We start from the raw sequence: 23396 nt of genomic DNA, 5'->3' as shown, positions 1-23396 counted from the left end.
TTTTTACAAGGGGTAAGCTTAATGATTTATTAATTAGAAACTAATACTATATAAAAGTATTAACTTTGATAAGTGAAAGCTTTTCAACTTAAAGATTATATTTAAGAATAAAATTTAAAATATAGATTACAAGGAAGGTAATTTGCCTTCCTTTAATTTATATTTTAAGAAAGCTAAGGGGTAATTGACTAAATATACATTAAAAAATATTACTTGTACACAAAACTTATATACAATATGATTGTATTAAGGAAATAAAAATTATCCAATTAATATATAAGTTGTTTTTAATTTAAAACTAAATTTGATTATTATATATATATTTTTAGTACTTTACCTTAGATTATTTTATAATATGTAGAAGTTTATATCCAATGAAAAGAATATAGGTAGGACTAATAAAGTGTTAGTTATTTAAAATATAGGAAAGTTTTAGTGTTTATTTCACTAAGAGCTTTAATTTTTAAATATGTATAAATATTATTGATTAAGTGTGATATTTTACTAAAGTAAAATAGAAATAAAGGGGATTTAAGGAGGAGAACAATGAGCAATTCAAGTTTATCAAATTTAATTAATGAAAGAAGATCTGCTAATAATTTTATTAAGGGAGTAGATATAACCAAAGAAGAATTAGATGAAATTTTTAAATTAGTATCATTGGCGCCATCTTGTTTTAACTTACAACATACTAAATATTTAGTTATTTTAGATAAAGATTTAAAAGAGTTATTTAGAGAAAAAGCATGTCCTCAATATAAGTTACATACTGCATCAGCAGCAGTATTAGTTCTAGGGGATAAAAAAGCTTATAAGAAGGCAGAAAGTCTTTACGAGCCAATGAAAATGTTAGGTATGCTTGATTCTGTATCCTATGCTGAAACTATAAATAGTGTTTATGGCTTATATGAATCAAGGGGAGAAGAGTTTATGAGAGATGAAGCTATAAGAAATGGATCATTATCTGCTATGATGTTTATGCTTATTGCTAAAGATAGAGGATGGGATACATGTCCAATGATGGGATTTGATATTGAAGCTACTAAAAAGTTATTTAAGATTCAGGAAGACATGGAACCAGTATTACTTATAACTATTGGAAAAGAGGATGAAAAGAAGAAAAGACTTAGAGGATATAGAAAACCAGTACAAGAATTTGTTCAATATATATAGGTAGTTTAATCATAAGAAATTATAATAATCATAAGTTTCATAAATAAAAAAGTGTACATTTATTTTAATTAGGAGGAAAATTACTTGAATATAGATATTTCAAATAATATACCTAGTTCAAAGGAATATAATAATTTAAGAATTATAGCTGGATTAAGTCCTAAAGATGAAGAAGCTTCAGAAATAGGATTAAAAAATTCTATATTTATGGTTACCTTAAGAGATAAAGAAAGGTTAGTTGGTATGGGAAGAGTTATAGGGGATGGAGGATGCTTTTATCATGTGGTGGATATTGCTGTAGACCCTTCCTATCAAGGAAAAGGCTTTGGAAAGTTAATTATGTCAGAGATAAGTAAATATTTAGATGAAAATCTTCCAAAAAATTCTTATGTTAGTTTAATTGCTGATATTCCAGCAGACAACCTATATAAACAGTTTGGATTTGAATATTCTGCACCAAGGTCTGTAGGGATGGCAAAAAGATATTAATTCTATGATTTCTTATATTATATGAAAATTACTCTATACTATAGGAAAAGATAAAAAGAGAAATTAAAAGTAACAGGGCATAAAGAAAGTGTTTAGAAAGATTAAATTGATTTTAAAAACTTAAAATTTAAAAAATATTTTTAAATAAGGAATAGAAATTTTTAGTTATAAGTTAAAAGAAGCTGTCTTATAATGTATAGATATATTATAAGATAACTTCTTTTAATTATTTAAATATATATGTATAATTAATTTTTAAAACCTTAAATTATTTTTAAAGAAGGTTTTCTTAATGCTTAAATATAAAAAATATAGTAGATGAATTTATATGGAATAATATAAATTAGTAAGTTATTATAATATTTAATACTAAATAGAAGAGGAGAAATTAGATGATACACATATTAGAAAGTTTTGATAATGCCATATTGTTGTTTATAAATAACATGTTACATAATCCAGTTTTAGATAAACTAATGGTATTTATCACTTCCTTAGGAAACTTAGGGCTTATATGGATAGCTATATCCCTTATACTTATATCAATAAAGAAATATAGAACCATTGGGTTGATATCCATAGGAGCTTTAATAATAAGTTCAATATTAGGGGAAGGAATATTAAAACATTTAATACAAAGACCTAGACCAAATGGAGAGATTAATGGAATCACTATGCTTATATCTAAACCTATAACCTATTCCTTTCCTTCAGGGCATACATCATCATCCTTTGCAGCGGCCTTAGTACTATCAAGATATTTTAAGAAATTTTCATGGATATTCTGGGGATTAGCAGTAGCTATTGCTTTTTCTAGACTATATCTATATGTACATTTTCCTTCAGATATATTAGGAGGAGCTATACTAGGACTAATAAGTGGGGGCATAGCAATAAAAATAAGTGAGAAAATTAAGGAAAAGAAAAATATATAAATAAGATATTGGTAAATAAGGGAGTATAAAAATATGGGGGGAAATCAATGAAAACACTTATAATTTATGGTTCTAAACATGGATGTTCAGAAAAATGTGCTATTAAGCTTTCAGAAAAGCTAAATTTTAAAACTGATGTGTTCAATGTTAAGCATAAGAAAAACATAGATTTTAAAAGCTATGATAAGGTTATTATTGGGGGTTCAATTTACATTGGTAATATTCAAAAGGAAGTAAAAAAATTTTGCTTAGATAATATAGAAATTTTGAAGGAAAAGAAAATAGGCCTTTATATATGTTCTATGAGTGATGGAGAAAAGGCGGAAGAATTGATAAAAACTTCTTTTCCAGAGGAATTAATAAGTAGAGCTATTTCTAAGGCATACTTTGGAGGAGAACTTATATTAAATAAAATGAATCTTTTTGAGAAGTTTATAATTAAAAAGGTAACAAAATTAGATGAGGATACTTCTAATATTAGGGATAACAATATAGCTAGATTAGCAGAGACTTTTAACAGGATTTAAATAAAATATAATATACTACACTGTCATACTTATTATTTTAAATATAGTTACAAAAATCCTTATGATGAATTTACAAAGTCATAAGGATTTTTGTATATTCTTAAAAATAAATTTTATGTAAGAGTATAGGGTCAGAGTAAATAAGCTATAAGGAAAATATATGATATAATTAACACCATAATAATAGGTATAATGGGGGAGAGTCATATGGAAAAAATAATATACACATTGATTATAGGAGCAATTGGAGGGTATTTAGGTATAAAGTTTAAGGTTCCAGCAGGAGCTTTAGTAGGATCAATGTTATTTGTTGCAGTTTATAACATATTTACAGGCCATGGACATGTACCTAAGAACTTTAAACTTATAGCCCAAATAGTAGTAGGTGCAATGCTAGGATTAAACTTCACTAAGGATGCCATATTAGAGTTAAAAAACTTAATATTACCAGCTATAGTGTTAGTTATAGGGTTAACTATATTTAGTATACTGCTAGGTGTACTTATTCATAAGTTTACAGGATTAGATTTAACCACAGCTTTATTTAGTTCTGCTCCAGGAGGACTTACAGATATGACTTTAATATCAGAGGAATATGGAGCAAAGACTCATGTAGTTGCCATATTACATTTAATAAGACTTACAACAGTTATAGCTATATTCCCTATAATAATTAACTTTTTAAAGGAGAATCTATCCTTTTAGTTTATTTACAATTTGAATTAACATAAGGTTCAAAGCTAAAAAGAATAAAAGAATTTATAGAGAAAATTAAGAAAGAATAACAACACTAAAATAGGTTAATATTGTAAGCGGATGAATTTATAGTATAATATAGTTATTAAATTATATTATATATGAAAAGGGTAAGTAAGGATATTTTGAATTTATTAAAAAGTTATGAGAAGAGATTCTAAATATTAAAAGATTTATTCTTACTTAATTAATTAGGGGGATGGATATGGTAGAACTACGAAAAATAACATACGATAATTTTAATGAGTGTATTAAATTAGAACCAAATGAAGAGCAGAAAAATTATGTGGCAAGCAATATATATAGTATTGCAGAGGCTTACGTTGCATTAACAAACAATGAATGTATTCCAATGCCATATGCCTTATATAATGATGACATTATGGTGGGATTTATAATGTTATCCTATGGGGAAGATGATAAAAATAAGGATGAAAATGTTTATGGTATATGGAGATTTATGATTGATAAAAAATATCAAGGCAAGGGGTATGGGAAGGAAGCTATGGAGAAAGCCCTTGGATTAATTAAGACATTCCCTCATGGAAAAGCTTCAACAGTGTACCTTTCTTATGAACCTGAAAACATAGTAGCAAAGTCACTTTATGCATCCTTTGGATTTGAGGAAACAGGTGAAATTGAAGAGGAAGAGGCAGTAGCTAAGCTTGTCTTGTAGAATCTATAATTGGATTAATAGTTTAATGGTGTTGAATCACTTAATATATCAACAACTATATTAAGTGATTCAAATGGATTTAAATATTTGATACTTGAGGAGGCTACAAGAGATATTTTTCAGGATTATCATATTGCATATGTTGTTGAAGCTTTCTACAAAAAAAAGTGACGGAATTTTCTGTTAATTTGAATTAAGTTCGTGAAAAATATCTTTTATATCTGATACTACTTATATTAATTTTTTTTCTGTAAGTAAAACTTCTTTATACATATATTTAATATTGTGAGAAGAATTTTAATTGTTATGTATAAGTTAATTTATAGATTAGAAATTCTATATACTATAAAATAGCTTATCCTATGCAATAAATGGAGGTGAAAGATTATGAGAAAAATTAATGCTTTAGTTAAATATGAACTTATAAATTTAAAAAGAGGAAAACTTATATGGATTATGGCAATTTTATATATTTTTGGAATTGAACAATGTATAAGTGCTATGTTTACATTTGGAGAAAACTCTTTAAGTCTAGTTAAATTAATTCAAAATTCTTGGCTACCATTAAATTTTATAATGATACCTCTTATACTTTTAAGCATGAAAGTTGGAGAAAGTGATGATGAACTGTTTAGGACAATGAATATTTCTATTAAACAAACAATGATAGGTAAGATTCTTACTCTTATTACTATAGATATTGTAATACTAGCACTTAATTTAGGCGTAGCTATAGTAATATCATTGCTAAATAAAGTATCTATGGAGTATTTTTTATATCAAATTTTAGGTTACATGATAAACTCAGTTATTTGTCTAATAGTCTGTAACTTTTTAGGATTATTAATAGGAGAAACATTGAGTAAATATGGTGGATCTATAATAGGCTTTATAGTTACAATTATATCTTTTGTAATACTATGCAACTTTTATAAAACTTCAAATGAGATATTTCCTCTTATTGATATAAAAGTTCTTACAAATAAATTTAATGTTATTGCATATGATAGTAGATATTTATATCACAATTTATTTTGGGTAATCATATCAGCTGTATTCTTTCAACTAATATTAATACATAGATATTGGCAACAAAATAAGAGAAAAGCTCTATTTAAGCTAAAAGGTACTTTAGTTATATCAATTGCTTTTTCTGCATTTTTAGGAGTAAATGTGTATTCTATGAGTCCAAAATATTATGATATAAGATCAAGAAATGATGTAATAAATGGTAGGTACACAAATGATAATAATGAAACATTTTTTGGTAAAGAGGACCTAGGATATTATGTAGATAAGTATAATATGGATTTATCTATAAATGATGGTATTGAAAATTACTGTTCAATGAAAATAAAAATAGATAAGGATAATATAAGTTCTTTAGAATTAGGATTGTATAAAGAACTTACCTTATCTAAAGTAGAGGTGGATAATAAAGCAGTAGAATTTGATAGAACTAATCATAGTTTTATAATTAATCTTCCAAGAGAATATAAAAAGGGAGAAACCATAAATGTAAATACACATTATTATGGGAAAGTAAATACAGTATGGATTAAAGGAACTCAATTATTCTTCATAAGAAATAACTGGATGTTTTTAGGTGATGTATTTGAGTGGTATCCCAAATTAAATGACAGTAGAATAAAAGAATATACTTTAGATATAAAATTCACTGGAGAAAATAAAATATATTCTAATTTAGATGGTGAAAGTGCCTTAGGAAAATGCAATATATCAGGGAAAGATCGGGATATATTTTTGGTGAGAGGTAATGTAAAAGAAAGAGAGTATAAAGGATATCTTATAGTGGGTAATGAAGAAGAAATTAGTAGTAATAATGAGTGTGATATTTTAATAAATGTCATTGAAAAGAAAGGTTTAAAGAAAATAAAAAAAATAGTGTCTTCGCCCTTTGTTCCAGGTTCGGGAAAATTGGATAAACCTTATGAAAAAGGTTATTTATATTGAAACTAATAGATGGGAAAGGAAAATAAATATGCTTAATTTAAAAGTAGATAATTTAAATTATAATTATGGTAAAGTACAAGCTCTTAAGGATATTTCATTTCAAGTGAATGAAGGATTAATAGGAGTTTTAGGAGCAAATGGTGCAGGTAAAACCACATTAATGAAGTTATTAACTACATTGTTTTCAACACAAAGTGGAGAAATTTACTTAGATGAATTAAATTATAAAAAAGACTTAAATGTAATTAGAAAGAATATAGGATATTTACCTCAGAACTTTTCTACCTATGAAAATATAAAAGGAAGAGAATTTCTAGAAGTTATAGCAAATTTAAAGCTAGATTGTCATAAGAAAACCATAGAAAATCATATAAATGAAATAGTAAAAGAGCTTAATATGGAGGAATATATCGATAGAAAATTTAAAGAATATTCAGGAGGGATGAAACAAAAATTAGGTTTCGCTCAAGTGTTAATTGGAGATCCAAGATTAATAATAGTTGATGAGCCAACAGTTGGATTAGACCCTGAACAAAGAAATGTAATTAGAGAGCTTTTTCCAATAATAAGTAGAAATAGAATTGTATTAGCCACAACTCATATAGTTGAGGATATTGAATACTATTGTAATTATTTGTTGGTAATAAATAATGGAGAATTAATATACAAGGGAACAAAAGAAAATTTCATAAAGGAAGTAGATGGATTGTTATGGGAAGCAGATGTTAATGCTGAAACCTTAATAAGTATAAAAGAAAAGAACCTAATTTTGACTACAGTATATAATGAAGAGAATTGCCATATAAAATATGTAAGTAACATACCTTTGACAGAAAATTCAGTGAATATAAAAGTAAATCTTCAGGATGCTTATATAATTCATAATAAAACCCATGTTCATTCAAAGTATAAGGAAGATTAGGAATATTTATCTAAAGTATAGTACCTATTAAGTTTTATATTTAGGTATATTAAAAAATAACAAGTTAGTATTCTAGTATATTTGACTTTTTATTTTCTTTAATGTACCTAAATGAAAGGGATAAATTTTATGATTAAGTTTTATTTAAAGATAGAAAACAACATGATTGCTAAAAACCTATTATGTATAGTAACTGTGTCAGTGTTAATGCTAAATGTTATAATACGAATTTTTGGGGAAAAGTTTATTAGTATTTCCATGGTAAATGATAATATTAAGGTGATTCCTTATAAATTATATACTTACTGTGATGTATATCTATTAATATTGTTTATAATATTAATATTTTTCTTTTTAGGTACAGATTTTAAAAACAGCATGGAAGAAATCACTTTAGCTATAGGAGGAAGTAATACCAATAAATTTATGGTTAGAAAATTAATATCAATACTCTCTCTTTATGTTATTTTATATTTAGTATCATTTATTAATATATACACTTTACATATTAAATTAGCAAATCATAAGGATATATTTATTCCACTAAAAGAAATAATTTTTTATTCTTTAACTACAAATATATTTATCATATCTTTAAGTTTATTTGTATTATTTTTATTAAGAGATATAGCAGTAAGTACTACTATAATTACATCCTATTACTTAATTGAAGAAGCTCTATGGAGATGTAAGGTAACACAGGGAAAAGGAATATTAGGGCATATTTATTACTACTATGATTATGGAAGTGAAGAATTATTTAAAGTTAGAGTTGTATATATTATAGCATCCATTGTGTTATTATTTTTCACTTATAGAATGAGCAGGTATTCAGGAAATATTCATTTTGGTCATAGAAAAATAAAAACATAATATTTAGTATAGAAGGTTGTATTATAAAAAAAGTAAGAATTAATTAGATATTGTCCAAAACAAAGGGGGTAATCAGAAAACAGATAATCTAAGTTTTAATTAGATTATCTGTTTTTATTTAATATATAAATGGATTAATCCTGTGTTTACTTAGACTTATTGTAATAGTTAAGTAAAAGTCTTTAAGTCAGTGCCTTTTAGTTCTTGATTTCAAAATTTTATAGTTTATATTTGACCTATGAATAGTTGAACTAAAAATGATACTATAACAACTAATGCAGATATAATAAACCCATGAACCATAGGAGCGAATCCAGACTTTGATAATTTACTGAAATTTGTTTTAAGCCCTATAGCGCCTAAAGACATAACCATTAAAAATTTACTACCACGAGATATTAAAGAACTTAATGCATCAGGTATTATACCAGTACTTTTTATAGCAACTACTCCAAGGAATAATAGGATAAACCAAGGAAAGATTTTTCCTATTTTTATTTTTTCTTGAGAGCACGTTACTGTACCATCAACAGAAACTTGAGCCTTAGCTTTTCTTGATAGTCTTTCATTTATAAATGAAAATATTAAAACAACAGGTATGATTGATAGGGTACGAGTAAGCTTAACTATAACAGAGAAATTTCCTGCAATATCAGAAAAGGCATACCCAGCAGCAACTACAGATGAAGTATCATTTACAGCGGTGCCTGTCCAAAGTCCATAACCAAGGTCTGTCATTCCAAAATATCTACCCATTATTGGGAAAAGAATTACCATAACCACATCAAATATAAAGGTTGCGGATATAGCATAGGCAATGTCAGAGTCTTCAGCTTCAATAACTGGAGCAATGGCTGCTACTGCAGAACCACCACATATTCCAGTTCCCGCAGATATAAGTCCAGATAATTTCCAATTCATATTAAAGGCCTTACCTAATAAATATCCTCCTCCAAAGGCTGTTACTAATGTAAACACCATAACTATTAAGGAGAATTTACCTACTTCAAATACTTGAGAAAAATTAAGAGTAACGCCCATAAGTATGATTCCAAGACGTAATAGTTTTTTAGAGGTAAAGTTTAGTCCAGGTTCAAGAATGTTATATTTTGAAACTAGGGGATTTAGACACATTCCTATTAATAGGGCAAATACCCCAGCACCAATGAGTTCATAGGGAATTAATTTGCTTATAAATACTGATATTATTGCTAGTATGGAGGTAAAGACTATACCTACTGTGTATTTTTTAAAACTTTCCAAATAAAATCAACTCCTAAATAAGATTCATCTTGATTTTATCACGGGTTATATATAAAATCTAATTATAAAAATTTATATATCCATAAGATAAATTTATAGATAGGGGGATGTTAATGTTTGATATAAGAATAGATTCTTTTTTAGCAGTGTATAGAAATAAGAGTTATACAAAGGCGGCAGAGGAATTATGTCTAACTCAACCAGCAATAACTCAGCACATTAAGGCATTAGAGAGTCAATATGGATGTAAGCTATATGAGTATTCTAATAGAAGGTTAAGACTTACAAAAGAAGGGGAAATTTTTTATAAATACACTGAATATTTAAAAGCTAATGAAAAGTTAATGGAACAAAAGCTTAGGGAAGTTAATAAAAAAAGTAAAACATTAAAGTTTGCAGCTACTTTAACCATTGGGGAATTTACCATTGCCCCCATATTGGATAAGTTTATAGAAACTTTTAGTGAATATAATATAACCATGTATGTTTTAAACACTAAAGAGGTATTAGAAAAGATTAAGTCAGGGGATATAGCCTTCGCCCTTGTTGAAGGCTTATTTAATAAAGATGAATATGAAAGTAAATTATATAAAACAGTTAAGCTTATATTAACAGCCCCCACTAATCATCCTCTTTTAAATAAAAGTACAGTGACCATAGAAGACTTAAAAAGTGAGACTATTATAGTTAGAGAAAAAGGATCGGGAACTAGGGAGGTTATAGAAAGGGGATTATTTAATAAAAACTATACCCTTAATACATTTAAAAATATTATTGAAATAGGAAATGTTAATATTATAAAAGAGCTTGTTAAAAAAGGGATGGGAATTAGCTTTATGTATGAAGATGCAGCAAGGGAAGAGATAGATAAGGGAGAGCTAGGGGAGATAAAAATATCAGAGTTTTCCATTGAAAGAGAATTTAATTTTATATATTTAAAAAATAATATAGAGTATGAAGAGATAGATAGATTTTTTTCTTTCTTTAAGTAGTTACTAGAATAAATCCGCTCTATGATGCAAGTTACATATTTTAAGTAAAATAAGGAATAGTTATTATTAAGTTATTTTAAGAAGATAATTTATATATAACTCTGATTCCTTATTTTTTTTATTTTTAATTAAGTTTTATATCTTTAATGGAGTGGTTAATAAATTGCTTTCTAAAGTTTAATATTAAGTGAAAGTTCTTTCTAAATTATTAATATAGAAGTTTAAATATAAATAAAAATAGATTAAATATAAAAGTACTTTCTAATATTTAAAAATTATTGAAAATGGTTTCGTAAGCTTTTATACTATAAAATGTAGAAAGAGTTAGAAGGAAGGAAGCAAAACATGAATAAACATTTAGAAGTTTTAAAAGGGAATTTAGTTGTATCATGTCAAGCATTACCTAATGAACCACTACATTCTTCATTTATTATGGGGAGAATGGCAAAAGCTGCACAAGATGGCGGAGCGGTAGGAATTCGTGCTAATACCAAAGAGGATATAGCTGAAATAAGAAAGAATGTGGATATTCCTATTATTGGAATAATCAAAAGAGATTATGAAGACAGCAAGATATACATTACACCCACATTAAAAGAAGTAGATGAACTTATGGAAGTAAATCCAGAGATTATTGCCTGTGATGCAACTAATAATTTAAGACCTAATGGCTTAACTTTAGATGAGTTTTATAGACAAGTTAGAGATAAATATCCAAATCAGAAATTAATGGCAGATTGTTCTACAGTAGAGGAAGCAATTTATGCAGATAAGTTAGGCTTTGATTTTATTGGAACTACATTAGTAGGATATACAGAACAAAGTAAAGGTTGCCATATTGAAGAAAATGATTTTGAAATAATTCGAATAATTCTTTCTAATGTTTCAAATAAAGTAATTGCAGAAGGGAATATTAATACTCCTGAAAAAGCAAAAAGAGTACTTGAACTTGGATGTTATAGCGTAGTAGTAGGATCTATTATTACAAGACCTCAAGTTATCACTAAATTTTTTACAGATGCCTTAAAATAAGAATTTAATATATTTAAAATCAAAAATCAATATACAAGGAGAGGATTATTATGATAAAAAACATAGATATGAAAGGGATATATAGTGCATTATTAGTATCCTTTGATGAAAATGGAAACGTAAACGAGAAGGGATTAAGAGAAATAATTCGTCATAATATTGATAAAATGAAGGTTGATGGATTATATGTTGGTGGAAGTACTGGTGAAAACTTCATGCTTTCAACAGAACAAAAAAGACAGATTTTTACTATTGCAAAAGATGAAGCTAAAAATGAGATTAAGCTAATTGCTCAAGTAGGTTCTATAAATGTATATGAATCAGTTGAATTAGCAAAGTTTGTTACAGAGCTTGGATATGATGCTATATCAGCAGTAACTCCATTTTATTATAAATTTTCATTTAAGGAAATTAAGGAATATTATAATACAATAATTAATAGCGTAGACAATCGTCTTATAATTTACTCTATTCCATTTTTAACAGGAGTAGATATGACGGTAGAACAATTTGGTGAATTATTTGAAAATGAAAAAATTATTGGAGTTAAGTTTACAGCAGCAGATTTCTATTTACTAGAAAGACTAAGAAAAGCATATCCAGAACACTTAATATATGCTGGATTTGATGAAATGATGCTTTCAGCAACTGTACTTGGAGTAGATGGAGCAATTGGTTCTACATTTAATGTAAATGGTATTCGTGCAAGACAAATCTTTGAATTAGCAAAAGAAGGTAAGGTTAAGGAAGCGTTAGAAATTCAACATGTAACAAATGATTTAATATCTGCAATTCTTGGAAATGGATTATATCCAACACTAAAAGAATTACTAGAATTACAAGGGGTTCATGCTGGACTTTGCCATAAACCAATGGCAAGCACAACTGAGGATCAAAAAGCTATGGCAAAAGAAATCTTTAATTTATATTTAAAATAATTAAAATATTATAATGGAGGGATTACTTATGCAAGGATTTACTAATATAGACTTAGGTATTTTAATAGTTTATTTAGGGGCTGTATTATTTGCAGGTTTGCATTTTTCAAAGAAGGAAATGTCAGGGAAAGAGTTCTTCAAAGGAGATGGGACTATTCCATGGTGGGTAACAAGTGTATCTATTTTTGCCACATTATTAAGTCCCATTTCATTTTTATCTTTAGCAGGTAATTCATATAGTGGCACGTGGATTATGTGGTTTGCACAATTAGGAATGATAATTGCCATTCCAATTACTATTAAGTTCTTTTTACCTATTTATAGTAAATTAGATATTGATACAGCTTATCATTATCTAGAGATAAGATTTAATAGTAAGGGGCTTCGTGTAGCTGGTGCGGTAATGTTCATTATTTATCAAATCGGTCGTATGTCAATTATTATGTACTTACCATCGGTGGTATTAGCAAAACTAACTGGTATTAATGTAAACATTTTAATAATAGCCATGGGAGTTATAGCAATAATTTATTCTTACACAGGTGGATTAAAGTCAGTGTTATGGACAGACTTCATTCAAGGAGCAGTGTTATTAGTCGGTGTTACATTTGCGCTTATTTTCTTAGCTAATGGTATAGATGGGGGATTTGGAAGTATATTTAGCAGTTTAGGAGAAGGAAAATTTCTAGATTCTAAGGATGTAATCTTTGATCCTAATATATTTAAAAATAGTGTATTTATAATACTTATAGGTGCAGGATTAAATACATGTTCATCATATATTTCAAGTCAAGATATAGTACAAAGATTTACAACTACAACAGATACAAAAAAGTTAAATAAGATGATGTTAACAAATGGAGCCTTATCAATATTTATTGCAACTGTATTTTATTTAATAGGAACTGGATTATATGTGTTTTATGGACAGAATCCTGAGTTAGCTCAAACAGCACAACAAGATCAGATATTTGCATCATATATTGCATATCAATTGCCAGTTGGAGTTACAGGCCTATTATTAGCAGCTATTTATGCGGCATCTCAATCAACTCTTTCTACTGGATTAAATTCTGTAGCAACAAGTTGGACATTAGATATTCAAGAACGTTTGTCTAAAAAAGAAATGAGTTTTGAGCTTCAAACAAAAATTGCACAATATGTTTCACTAGGAGTTGGAATAGTAGCAATAGTAGTATCAATGATATTAGCAAATGGTGAAATTAAATCAGCATATGTATGGTTTAATGGATTCATGGGATTAGTACTTGGGGTATTAGGAGGTACGTTTGTACTTGGAATATTTACTAAAGTAGGTAATGCAACTGGTGCCTTTGTAGCTCTTATAGTGTCTTCAATAGTTATGATAATAGTTAAGTATACAATGCCAGAAGTTAGTATTTGGTCATATTCTATAATATCAATTGCATCTTCATTAATAGCTGGTATTCCAGCAAGTATAATCTCTAGAAAAATAAAAGGTGATAAGCAAGAAGTTAAAATAGAAGCTACCATTTTTAATAAATAATTTCAGAGCCTTTAATCAAAGGATTTAGGAGGATGGAATATGATATTTGGAAATAAAAATAACATAAAAGAATTTAATTATTTAGAAGAAAACATAAAAAAATGTTTTGAATATGCTAATAATAATGATTTAATTAATTATGATAAAGGAAGTTATGAAATAGAGGGAAAAGATATTTTTCTAAATATAGTAGAATATGAAACAGTAACTCCAGAAGAGCGTTTCTGGGAAGCACATCGTAATTATTTAGACCTGCATTTAATGTTAAATGGAAAAGAGCAAATTGATATAAATTTTATTAACAATATGGAGCAAAAAGATTTTGTGGAAAAGGATGATTTTCTTCCTTTAGAAGGAGAGAAAAATTCTAATGTTATACTAAATCAGGGAGATTTTCTAATTTGTTATCCAAGTGATGCTCATAGAACTGCTATTTTAGTTGATAAACCATGTAAGATTAAGAAAGCGATTTTTAAAATAATTATTAAATAAGTAAAGTAATGATTTTAAGGGAGTGGTATAAATATATTTTTAATACCACTCTCTTAATATCTATTTATATAGAAAGAAGGGAATTTTAATGAAAAAATATATTTGTATTGATATTGGAGGTACATCAATAAAATACGGTGTTTTAAATGAAGAGAGAATTTTTATTGATTCAAATGAAATCCCAACAGAAGCACATAATGGAGGGTGTAGTATATTAAATAAAGTAAAAGAAATTATAAAAAAGTATATAAATGAATATAGAATATATGGGATATGTATTTCTACAGCGGGAATGGTAGATGCTGATAAGGGTGAAATTATTTATGCGTCACCAATTATTCCTAATTATACAGGTATGCAAATTAAGAAAATTATTGAAGAAACTTTTTCTATTCCCTGTGAAGTGGAGAATGATGTAAACTGTGCTTGTATTGCAGAGCATTTTTATGGAGCTGCAAAGAAAAGTTCAATAACTTTATGCCTTACTATTGGAACGGGAATTGGAGGAGGCATAATTATTAATGATGAGATTTTGCGTGGATTTTCAGGAAGTGCTTGTGAAGTAGGGTATATGAATATGTTTGATAGTACTTTTCAAGAACTAGGAGCTAGTAGCATTCTAGTTAAAAGAGTGGCTGAAATTAAAAAGTGTAGTGTTAATCATATTAATGGAAAAATTATTTTTGAAAAAGCTAAAGAAGGAGATAAAGACTGTATTCAAGCCATTGATGAATTGGCTGATATATTAGGAAGAGGAATAGCTAATATTTGTTATGTAATTAATCCAGAGGTTGTGGTACTTGGGGGAGGAATTATGGCCCAAAAAGAATATTTATATGATAAAATAAGATTAAGTATGGATAAGTACCTTATTCCTGCCATAGGGAACAAAACAAAACTAGAATTTGCAATCCATGGTAATAGTGCAGGGATGATTGGTGCCTACTATAATTTTATTAAAAGACAAAAATAGGGGTTATATGTAATGGAGAAATATGAAAAAAATATTATACCTAAAATAGAATCGTTATATAGTAATTTTACACCAGTAGAAAAAAATATTGCTGATTTTTTTATTCATAATACTAAAAATATGGATTTCTCTTCAAAGAATATATCTGAAAAGCTTTATGTTTCAGAAGCATCTTTGTCTAGGTTTTCTAAAAAGTGTGGATTTAAAGGATATAGAGAATTTTTATTTGTATATAAAAGAAGTTTTGAAGAAGAGGTACCAGTTATAATTGAAAATTGTACTAAAAAAGTCTTAAATACATACCAAGAACTTTTAAGTAAAAGTTATGCTTTAGTTGATGAGAATCAAATGAGACGTATTACAAAACTTCTTACAATAAAAAAGAGAGTTTATGTATATGGAAGAGGAAGTTCAGGATTAGCAGCACAGGAAATAAAACTTCGTTTTATGAGAATAGGAGTAAATGTAGAATCTATTACAGACAGTCATATTATGAAAATGAATACTGTATTGTTAGATTCTGATTGTATTGTAATTGGAATTAGTGTTAGTGGAAAGACCGTAGAGATTTTAAACTCTTTAAAGGCGGCAAAGGCTAAGGGAGCTACAACTATTTTAATTACTTCAAATAATGAGTATGAATTTAAGGATTTTTGTGATGAGCTTTTACTTTTAGCAGTAAAAGAAAACTTAGATAATGGAAAAGCAATTTCTCCACAATTTCCTATTTTAGTTATGGTTGATATTTTTTACACACATTTTCTTCATACAGATATACTTAATAAGGAATCATTACATGATTACACTCTTAATGTTCTTAATGATAAAGATTAAATGTTTATAGAAAGAAACTTTACTAGGAATTACTTTTATAAGTTTTCTTATTTAATGTATAAGTATAGTAAATAAAGGTTTAGAAATAGTAAAAAAATGTTTAGTGAGTTTTAAACATTAACATATAGTAAAATTATAGAAATTCTAACTAAAAACTCATTTTACAAAACAATTAAAACTCATATATAATTTAAGGGTGTACATATGTGTATAAGCTAAGTAGAATGATTAGAACTCTATAAGAATATAATTAAAATTATTATAGAGGAATATACTTTAACAAAAGAGAAAATTAAGATAGGAGTAATATATGAAAAAAAAGATTTTCAAAGGAGTTTTAATGTTTATTATTTTAATTTTAACTGTGGTAATAGGATATTTTATATTTATGACAGTTACTGATTATAAGCCAGAGGCTGTTATAAATTTAGACATTGAGAACAATAAGGAAAAAAGAGTTAGTGTAGATGATATAATGACTGTAACTACATATAACATGGGTTATGCTGGTATGGATAAGGATATAGACTTCTTTATGGATGGAGGAACTAAGTCAAGATCTATAAGTAAGGAAAAAACCTTAGAGAACTTAAGGGGAACTTTAGATACTATAAAGGCTGAAAACTCTACTTTTGTTTTTATGCAAGAGGTGGACAAGAACTCTACTAGAAGTTATAAGGTTAATGAGTATGAAGACATAAAAGAAGAATTTAAGGATTATTCCTTTTCATTTGCTATTAATTATAAGACCCCATGGGTTCCAGTACCAATAACTAAGCCCCATGGTAAAGTTTTATCAGGTATTGTTATTATGTCTAAGTTTTTTGTTGATAATAGTACAAGATATGATTTACCAGGAAAGGAAGCTTGGCCAGTTCAATTAGCAGAACTTGATAGATGTATTATGGTAAATAGAATTAAAACAGATAATAATAAGGAGCTTGTTCTGATAAATGCTCATTTATCAGCTTATGATAAGGGCGGAAAAATAAGAAAACAGCAGTTAGGTTTTTTAAGAGAATTTTTATCAGAGGAATATGAGAAAGGGAATTATGTTATTATTGGAGGGGACTGGAACCATCAAATACCAGGAAGCGATCCAAGTATCTTTGAGACTACACAAGAGTGGCCAGAGTGGTTACAAGTAATTCCAGAATCCTCTATGCCAAAGGGATTCTCATGGAAATTTGATAAAAACACTCCAACAGTTAGATCGGTAGACAAGCCTTATAAAAAGGGAGAAAACTTTAGAGCAGTTATTGATGGGTTTATGGTTTCAGATAATGTGGAAGAGATTGAAACTAGAGGAAGAGATTTAGACTTTAGATATTCTGATCATAATCCAGTAACTTTAAACTTTAAATTAAAATAGGAAATTAAAGGATTTATATTTATTAAAAAATCTATATAAGATATAAAGGGTAAGTTTAGGGTTATAGAATATTATAATGCTGAACTTACCCTTAAAGTTTACCGAGGTAAATTGAGGAGTGGAATTATTTTGATCATCACAAGAATAGATGGGGATGGTTACGTTGGATGGCTTTAATTCCAGCATTTAAAAATCGTTTTAATGATAGAACTGTTCATTTAAAATTTTCTTAATATATTAAGTTTATAAATATATCCTCATAATTATTATGAGGATATTGTATTTTAGGGAAATTTACTGTATTTTTAAGAAGAGAAATTAAATATATGAATATATTTAATTTAATGGATATGTGATTTTAAAATACAAAAATTAATATTTAAGATAATAAGAGATTTGAAATTTATTCTTTAATAATCTTTGAAAGTATTTTTTAATCGAGGCATATTTTTACAAAAGAAAAATTATTATCTAGAATAATAGCGAGAATTATTATAATCATATAAACATAAAGGAGGAAAAATGAAAAAGATATTAATTGCTTTAGCTGTTTTAGTATTATTTGGGGTAGGATTTATGTTTTTAAAACCTACTACAGAGGAAAAACCAAAAGAAGAATCTAAAGATAAGGTTCAAGAGTCTTTAAAAAAAGAAGAAGAGGACAATGTACTATCTTTTTCAGTATTAGGAGATGTACATGCTGAAACTGAAAAGTTAGAGAGAGTACTTAAAGATTTACATAATATTGATTCTAATATGGATGCATTAATTTTAAATGGTGATGTAGTAGGTCAAGGTTTAGAAAAGCAATATAAGGATGTAAATAAAACCTTAGAAAAGAATAAGAAGATTTTGCCGAAGCAAGTTATAAAAAACATAGGAAATCATGAGTTCTTTGATTATAAGATAGAGCATAATTTAAAAGAGGATGTAAATGAGTTTCTTAAAAGATACTATGACTTTTCTGGAGAAAGTAAAACTTATCATAGTAGATGGATAAAGGGATATAATTTTATTTCTCTAGGGTCTGAATCAGGTAATACTAAAGAACTTGGTTCTTTAAATGCAGATATATCAAATGAACAAAAGATTTGGTTAAAGGAAAAATTAGCAGAAAATTATAAGTCAGGAAGGCCGATATTTGTATTCTTACATCAAAATTTATTTTGGAATGCCCACCCTTGGGTAGATACATATAAGAAAAAAGAAGTAATAAATGCATTGTCAAAATATCCAGAGGTAATTTTATTTTATTCCCATAACCATGCAACCTTGAAAAGTAGAACTATATATGAGGGAGAGAAGTTTAAGGTTGTAAATACTGGAGCTGTATATTATTCCTTTAATATGAAGGAAAATGAAGTAATAATGGATAAGTTAGATATTACAGAAGGACTATATCTTAGGGCTGATGGTAATAAGGTAACTATTAAAGGAAGAGATTTTGATAATAAGGAATGGATATTTACTAAAGAATATAATTAATTTTAGTTTAACTAATTAGATGTAATTTATAATTTTAGATTTATTTTATAGTAGACTAAAGTTTGATTTATGTATTTAAAAATAGGTAATCTGTTTTCAGATTACCTATTTGTTATTATACTCAAAAGTTTTATTATATTAGGTTATTAATCTATACTGATTTAATAAATTCCCAGTAAATTAATTCAGAGTCTCTGTTAATTTCTTTAAATCCAGATTTTTCTAAGATTCTAGCAGAAGGTTTGTTATTAATTAAGCACTCAGCCTTAATGATTCTAACGCATTCTTGAAGATTTAACCAATCCATAATAGCATTTAAAGATTCGTACCCAAAACCTTTTCCTCTTTCATTCTCAACTAATCCAAATCCAACTTCAACCTCGCCATTTTCATTAGGTATTCCATGAAAACCTATATCTCCAATTACTCTCTTAGTACTTTTGTCTACTATCATCCAAGTTTCAAATCCACTTGGTACTTTGTTCTTTTCTAATGAATTATTTATAATGGGCAAAATATCCATTGTATCTTCTGTAGGCCAATATTTATCACATTTAAATCCAAGCTTCTCAACTTCTTGGCTACTTCCATTTATTAAAGATTTAGTCATCTCAAGTGTCATAGGAATTAATGTTAATCTATTTGTGTCTATGTTTTTTAAATTCATCTTATTTTCCCCTTTTCAATATAAAAAATAGTTTGTAGAAATAAATGTGGATTGATAACTGTAAATTTAACTTAAGTAATAATCCACCCTATTCAATTTATAAAACTTTTCATAAACTTAGCTCTTGTTACTATTAATTATAAAAGAATATAGCTAAAATATGTTCATACTTTTGTATAAATTGTATTATGTAGCCAATTAAATGTAAATAGTTTGTAGTAAAAATTCTTTTATTTAACCATTAAAAATTCTTTGTTAATACTAGGGGAACATATAATTTAAATATATAATATATTGATTAGAGTAGAGAGAACTATAGAAAGTAGAAATTAACAGAGGGATAGGAGTATTTATTAGGAGGTTACTATGAAGAATTTTATTGCCTTTAACAATACACCTAGTGATCTGAAGTTAGCTATATACGGAACAACCTCAGGGGGAGAACTTAAGCCTTTTTCCTCAGATTCAAGTGGAAAATTAATTATATCTTCCTCATTAACTGAAACTGTTGTAGCAAATAGTTTAGATATTAGAAATATAAGTTCTATAACAGATAGCATAGCAGTTACAGCTACTACTTTAAATATTAGAAATTTAAATGGAACCCAGGATTCTGTTAAAGTTTATAATAGAAACTTTGTAGAAGATTCAGATTCTGGAACTATTGTGGCCCTTGGAACCCGTATATTTTTATCCAAAAATATAGGTAGCTATAAAAATAATATTTATTTAGTTAGAAATACGGGAGGAGTTGCAGTTACAATAACCCTTCAGGTTGCCCCGATTGATAGTGAGGCATATTATGTGGATGATGGAACTGGCTTTAGTTTACTAGCAGGGGGAAGTAGGTTATTTAAGCCTAGTATCCTTATGAAGTATGCAAGAATTAAGGTTACAGCTGTACTTTTAGGGAGTGTGACTGTAAACTATTTTGGACAGTCCTAATTTAGGATTAAATAAAAAATAAAAAGTCTTATTATATTAAAAATAAAGGAATGAAGGAAGGATGGCTAATTATTTAGTATTTAATTGCTCAGCTAATGATCTTAAAACAACGGTCTATGGAGTATACGGAAGTGAGTTTAAACCTATTGCTGTGGACTCCAGTGGTAGGTTTTTATTTTCTCCAGTAAGTAGTATTACTGTAACAGCTTCAGGACTAGATATTAGAAGTTTAAATTCCTCCAGGGATTCTATACTTGTAACAGCTAATGGTTTAAATATCAGGAACTTAAGTGGAACTCAGGATTCAGTTCAGGTTAGTAATAATGGGTTTGTGGAGGACACCCTAAGTACAAGTGTAGCTACAGGTACAGTTTATTTATTAACTAAGAATATATCACAGTATAGGGAAAATAGTTACTTTATTAGAAATACTGGAGCGTCAAATATAACAGTTACCCTTCAAGTAGCTCCTGTGGATAGTGATATTTACTATGTGGATAATTCATCAGCTCAAAGTGTACCTTCATCAACTAATAATATTACATCAGTCACAGTACCTATGAAGTTCGCAAGGCTAAAGGTTGTAGCTTCAGGTAATACTTCTGTTGTAATTTATTACAATGGTAGAGCTTAATATTAAATCTATATTTGCTTTAATAAATTAAAGGGTTACTTCTTAGATTTTAGGAAGTGACCTTTATCTTTTGTATTATAAAGTTTTAGTATAAAAAATATTATGGATTCTTCAGTTAAGGATAGGATTAATTATTTTAAAATTATAGGTTTTCAGTAGTTCATAAAATTAAATGTAAGTTAAAAATATAATAGTAGAATTTCAGGTTAACTAGGGCTAAATTAGAGTGATTAAGAAGATTTACTCTATTGAATATTAGAGATTTTTAATAAAGTATTTTTTCTATATTGATTAGGGGTCATATTTTCAAATTTTTTAAAGGTGGTGGAAAAATGGCTTTGACTTTTAAAGCCACATCTTAATGAAACTATATCTAAGTTAAAGTTTGTATTAGTCAAAAACTCTTTTGCCATTACTATTCGTGCATTATTAATATAATCGCAAAATTTATATCCTGTATTTTCTTTAAATAAGTGGCAAAGATAAGTTCTACTTATGTGAATATAATCTGCAACTTGGGCTAGGGTGATCTCCTTATGAAGGTTACTGTGTATATAAAATAAAGCCTTTTTTATGCAGGAATTTTGGGGAGTTAATATATTATCTTTAGGAGTTCTAATATAGGATTTTACTATATTTCTTCCTAATTTAATAAGTTCTTCTTTAGAGTAACAATTATCAATAAGATCCATATTTCTTTTACATAACTTAGATACTGATATATTTGATTTTATATAAATATAGGTATAAATAAACGTATTCATTGAGTAAATAAACTTTTTAAGATGTGAAGCGTTATTGTCTTTATGAAGGATAATATTTACTTTTTTATCATACATATTTATGGCATCTTGTAGATTTTGATTAACTATTTTAACACATAATTCTCCATGATTAAAAAATATATCCATAAAAATTCTCCTTAATATTATTAAAAAACTTAGTAATATTCTTAAAATAATTTTATAAAATATATATTAGAATAATATTGATAATCAATATCAATAAATTATAACATAAATTGGAGGAATAATAAATGAGGAAAGTTTTAGCTGTGATTTTAATTGCCTTAACCATAACAACTATGGTGGCTTGTTCACCTAAAGATAATGATAAAACAAAAGAGGCATCACAAAGTAAGAAAGAAGAAACAATAGTTGCTGGGACTGTAGCAGTAGCAGAAATGTTTAATAATATGGGGGTAAAGTTAGTTGGAAGACCTACTACATCTTATGAAGTTCCAAAAGAACTTAAGGAAGTAAAAGAAATAGGTAATCCTATGAAACCAGATTTTGAAGTTATAAAGTCATTAAATCCTACAATGTTTGTATCTGCTGGAACCTTATCACAAGATCTTCAAAAATCCTTAGAAGATAGTAAGATAAATTCTAAGTTTTTAGATTTAGGAACCTTTGAAGGATATAAAAAGAGTATAGAGGAAATGGGAACTATTGGAGGCAAGGAAAAAGAAGCAGAGAAAATTTTAAAAGATATTGAAGAGAGAGAAAAGAAGGTTATTGAAGAAGTTAAGGGTAAGAATGTTCCAAAGGTTATGATAATGTTTGGTGCACCAGGAAACTTCATGATAGGAACAGAAAAGTCCTTCCTTGGAGATATGGTTAAAAAACTTGGGGGAGAAAATATTATAAAAGATGGTAAAGCACCTTATATACCAGTTAATATGGAGGTTTTAGCTAAAGAGCAACCAGATATTATTTTAGTTTTAACTCATGCAGAACCAGAGGCTGCAAAGGCTATGGTTGATAAAGAATTTAAAGACAATAAAGCTTGGCAAAACTTTAATGCAGTTAAGAATGGTAATGTAGTAACACTAGAAAATGGTTATTTTGGAATGACTGCTAATTTAAAGACCATAGATGCATTAGAAAAATTATCAAAAATTATATATAAGTAAA

At 27.4% G+C, this 23396-nt stretch carries 24 protein-coding genes; 21 read left to right on the top strand and 3 right to left on the bottom strand.

Annotated features, from left to right (window positions below):
* The first annotated feature begins 546 nt into the window (after positions 1-546).
* The 9 genes from BR69_RS0103115 (at position 547) to BR69_RS21010 (ending at position 8325) form a co-directional block, all read left to right on the top strand.
* A complete protein-coding gene (locus BR69_RS0103115; protein ID WP_027631887.1) occupies positions 547-1173 on the top strand; it encodes a nitroreductase family protein in 627 nt (208 codons plus the stop codon).
* Between the two features lie 84 nt (positions 1174-1257).
* Positions 1258-1662 (top strand): GNAT family N-acetyltransferase, encoded by a 405-nt coding sequence (locus tag BR69_RS0103110; RefSeq protein ID WP_027631886.1) that lies wholly within the window; start codon positions 1258-1260, stop codon positions 1660-1662.
* Positions 1663-2054: 392 nt separating this feature from the next.
* Positions 2055-2597: a phosphatase PAP2 family protein gene (locus BR69_RS0103105; RefSeq protein ID WP_034849269.1), complete on the top strand. Its 543-nt coding sequence runs from the start codon at positions 2055-2057 to the stop codon at positions 2595-2597.
* 47 nt (positions 2598-2644) lie between these two features.
* Positions 2645-3124, top strand: coding sequence for a flavodoxin domain-containing protein (locus BR69_RS0103100; protein WP_027631884.1), 480 nt, complete (start codon positions 2645-2647; stop codon positions 3122-3124).
* A 207-nt stretch (positions 3125-3331) separates the two neighbouring features.
* Complete coding sequence (locus BR69_RS0103095; protein ID WP_027631883.1) at positions 3332-3829, top strand: AbrB family transcriptional regulator; 498 nt, start codon at positions 3332-3334, stop codon at positions 3827-3829.
* Between the two features lie 256 nt (positions 3830-4085).
* The gene (locus tag BR69_RS0103090) at positions 4086-4556 is read left to right on the top strand and encodes a GNAT family N-acetyltransferase (RefSeq protein WP_027631882.1); all 471 of its coding nucleotides are present in this window, start codon (positions 4086-4088) and stop codon (positions 4554-4556) included.
* Between the two features lie 387 nt (positions 4557-4943).
* The gene (locus BR69_RS0103085) at positions 4944-6530 is read left to right on the top strand and encodes an ABC transporter permease (protein ID WP_027631881.1); all 1587 of its coding nucleotides are present in this window, start codon (positions 4944-4946) and stop codon (positions 6528-6530) included.
* Positions 6508-7452 (top strand): ATP-binding cassette domain-containing protein, encoded by a 945-nt coding sequence (locus BR69_RS19760; RefSeq protein ID WP_242840643.1) that lies wholly within the window; start codon positions 6508-6510, stop codon positions 7450-7452. Before BR69_RS0103085 ends, BR69_RS19760 begins: the two co-directional genes overlap by 23 nt.
* Positions 7453-7581: 129 nt before the next feature.
* Positions 7582-8325: a hypothetical protein gene (locus BR69_RS21010; RefSeq protein WP_051623463.1), complete on the top strand. Its 744-nt coding sequence runs from the start codon at positions 7582-7584 to the stop codon at positions 8323-8325.
* Between the two features lie 225 nt (positions 8326-8550).
* Here BR69_RS21010 and BR69_RS0103070 read toward each other — a convergent pair whose 3' ends face one another.
* Complete coding sequence (locus tag BR69_RS0103070) at positions 8551-9588, bottom strand: YeiH family protein (RefSeq protein ID WP_027631880.1); 1038 nt, start codon at positions 9586-9588, stop codon at positions 8551-8553.
* A gap of 113 nt (positions 9589-9701) precedes the next feature.
* Between BR69_RS0103070 and BR69_RS0103065 the strand changes: the two genes are divergently transcribed.
* The 9 genes from BR69_RS0103065 (at position 9702) to BR69_RS0103025 (ending at position 19234) form a co-directional block, all read left to right on the top strand.
* Positions 9702-10580 carry a LysR family transcriptional regulator gene (locus BR69_RS0103065; protein ID WP_027631879.1) on the top strand — a complete coding sequence of 293 codons (879 nt, stop codon included), beginning with the start codon at positions 9702-9704 and terminating at the stop codon, positions 10578-10580.
* Positions 10581-10925: 345 nt separating this feature from the next.
* The gene (locus BR69_RS0103060) at positions 10926-11612 is read left to right on the top strand and encodes an N-acetylmannosamine-6-phosphate 2-epimerase (RefSeq protein WP_027631878.1); all 687 of its coding nucleotides are present in this window, start codon (positions 10926-10928) and stop codon (positions 11610-11612) included.
* 68 nt (positions 11613-11680) lie between these two features.
* Complete coding sequence (locus tag BR69_RS0103055; protein ID WP_034849320.1) at positions 11681-12550, top strand: N-acetylneuraminate lyase; 870 nt, start codon at positions 11681-11683, stop codon at positions 12548-12550.
* A 28-nt stretch (positions 12551-12578) separates the two neighbouring features.
* On the top strand, positions 12579-14078 hold the full coding sequence (locus BR69_RS0103050; protein WP_027631876.1) for a sodium:solute symporter family protein: 1500 nt from the start codon (positions 12579-12581) through the stop codon (positions 14076-14078).
* A gap of 39 nt (positions 14079-14117) precedes the next feature.
* Positions 14118-14570 carry a NanQ anomerase/TabA/YiaL family protein gene (locus BR69_RS0103045; protein WP_027631875.1) on the top strand — a complete coding sequence of 151 codons (453 nt, stop codon included), beginning with the start codon at positions 14118-14120 and terminating at the stop codon, positions 14568-14570.
* Between the two features lie 88 nt (positions 14571-14658).
* Positions 14659-15543 carry an ROK family protein gene (locus BR69_RS0103040; RefSeq protein ID WP_027631874.1) on the top strand — a complete coding sequence of 295 codons (885 nt, stop codon included), beginning with the start codon at positions 14659-14661 and terminating at the stop codon, positions 15541-15543.
* A 12-nt stretch (positions 15544-15555) separates the two neighbouring features.
* On the top strand, positions 15556-16377 hold the full coding sequence (locus tag BR69_RS0103035; RefSeq protein WP_027631873.1) for a MurR/RpiR family transcriptional regulator: 822 nt from the start codon (positions 15556-15558) through the stop codon (positions 16375-16377).
* Between the two features lie 310 nt (positions 16378-16687).
* On the top strand, positions 16688-17749 hold the full coding sequence (locus tag BR69_RS0103030) for an exonuclease/endonuclease/phosphatase family protein (protein WP_027631872.1): 1062 nt from the start codon (positions 16688-16690) through the stop codon (positions 17747-17749).
* Between the two features lie 522 nt (positions 17750-18271).
* The gene (locus BR69_RS0103025; protein ID WP_027631871.1) at positions 18272-19234 is read left to right on the top strand and encodes a metallophosphoesterase family protein; all 963 of its coding nucleotides are present in this window, start codon (positions 18272-18274) and stop codon (positions 19232-19234) included.
* A gap of 151 nt (positions 19235-19385) precedes the next feature.
* On the opposite strand, the gene BR69_RS0103020 is transcribed toward BR69_RS0103025, so the two are convergent.
* Positions 19386-19901, bottom strand: coding sequence for a GNAT family N-acetyltransferase (locus tag BR69_RS0103020; RefSeq protein WP_027631870.1), 516 nt, complete (start codon positions 19899-19901; stop codon positions 19386-19388).
* Between the two features lie 366 nt (positions 19902-20267).
* On the opposite strand from BR69_RS0103020, the gene BR69_RS0103015 reads away from it, so the two are divergent.
* Both BR69_RS0103015 and BR69_RS0103010 read left to right on the top strand, forming a co-directional pair.
* Positions 20268-20846, top strand: a complete 579-nt coding sequence (locus BR69_RS0103015) for a DUF6385 domain-containing protein (protein ID WP_027631869.1) — start codon at positions 20268-20270, stop codon at positions 20844-20846.
* 61 nt (positions 20847-20907) lie between these two features.
* The gene (locus tag BR69_RS0103010) at positions 20908-21480 is read left to right on the top strand and encodes a DUF6385 domain-containing protein (protein WP_027631868.1); all 573 of its coding nucleotides are present in this window, start codon (positions 20908-20910) and stop codon (positions 21478-21480) included.
* A 245-nt stretch (positions 21481-21725) separates the two neighbouring features.
* Here the strand turns inward: BR69_RS0103010 and BR69_RS0103005 are convergent, their stop codons facing one another.
* Positions 21726-22391, bottom strand: coding sequence for a helix-turn-helix transcriptional regulator (locus tag BR69_RS0103005; protein ID WP_027631867.1), 666 nt, complete (start codon positions 22389-22391; stop codon positions 21726-21728).
* A 125-nt stretch (positions 22392-22516) separates the two neighbouring features.
* Between BR69_RS0103005 and isdE the strand changes: the two genes are divergently transcribed.
* Positions 22517-23395, top strand: coding sequence for a heme ABC transporter substrate-binding protein IsdE (gene isdE, locus BR69_RS0103000; RefSeq protein ID WP_027631866.1), 879 nt, complete (start codon positions 22517-22519; stop codon positions 23393-23395).
* The last annotated feature ends 1 nt before the right edge of the window (position 23396 follow it).

Origin of the sequence: Clostridium hydrogeniformans DSM 21757, from assembly GCF_000686705.1 — a bacterium.
Lineage (GTDB): Bacteria > Bacillota > Clostridia > Clostridiales > Clostridiaceae > Clostridium_Z > Clostridium_Z hydrogeniformans.
Note: the sequence above shows the minus strand (reverse complement) of the source record. Positions and strands in the feature narration are given on the sequence as shown.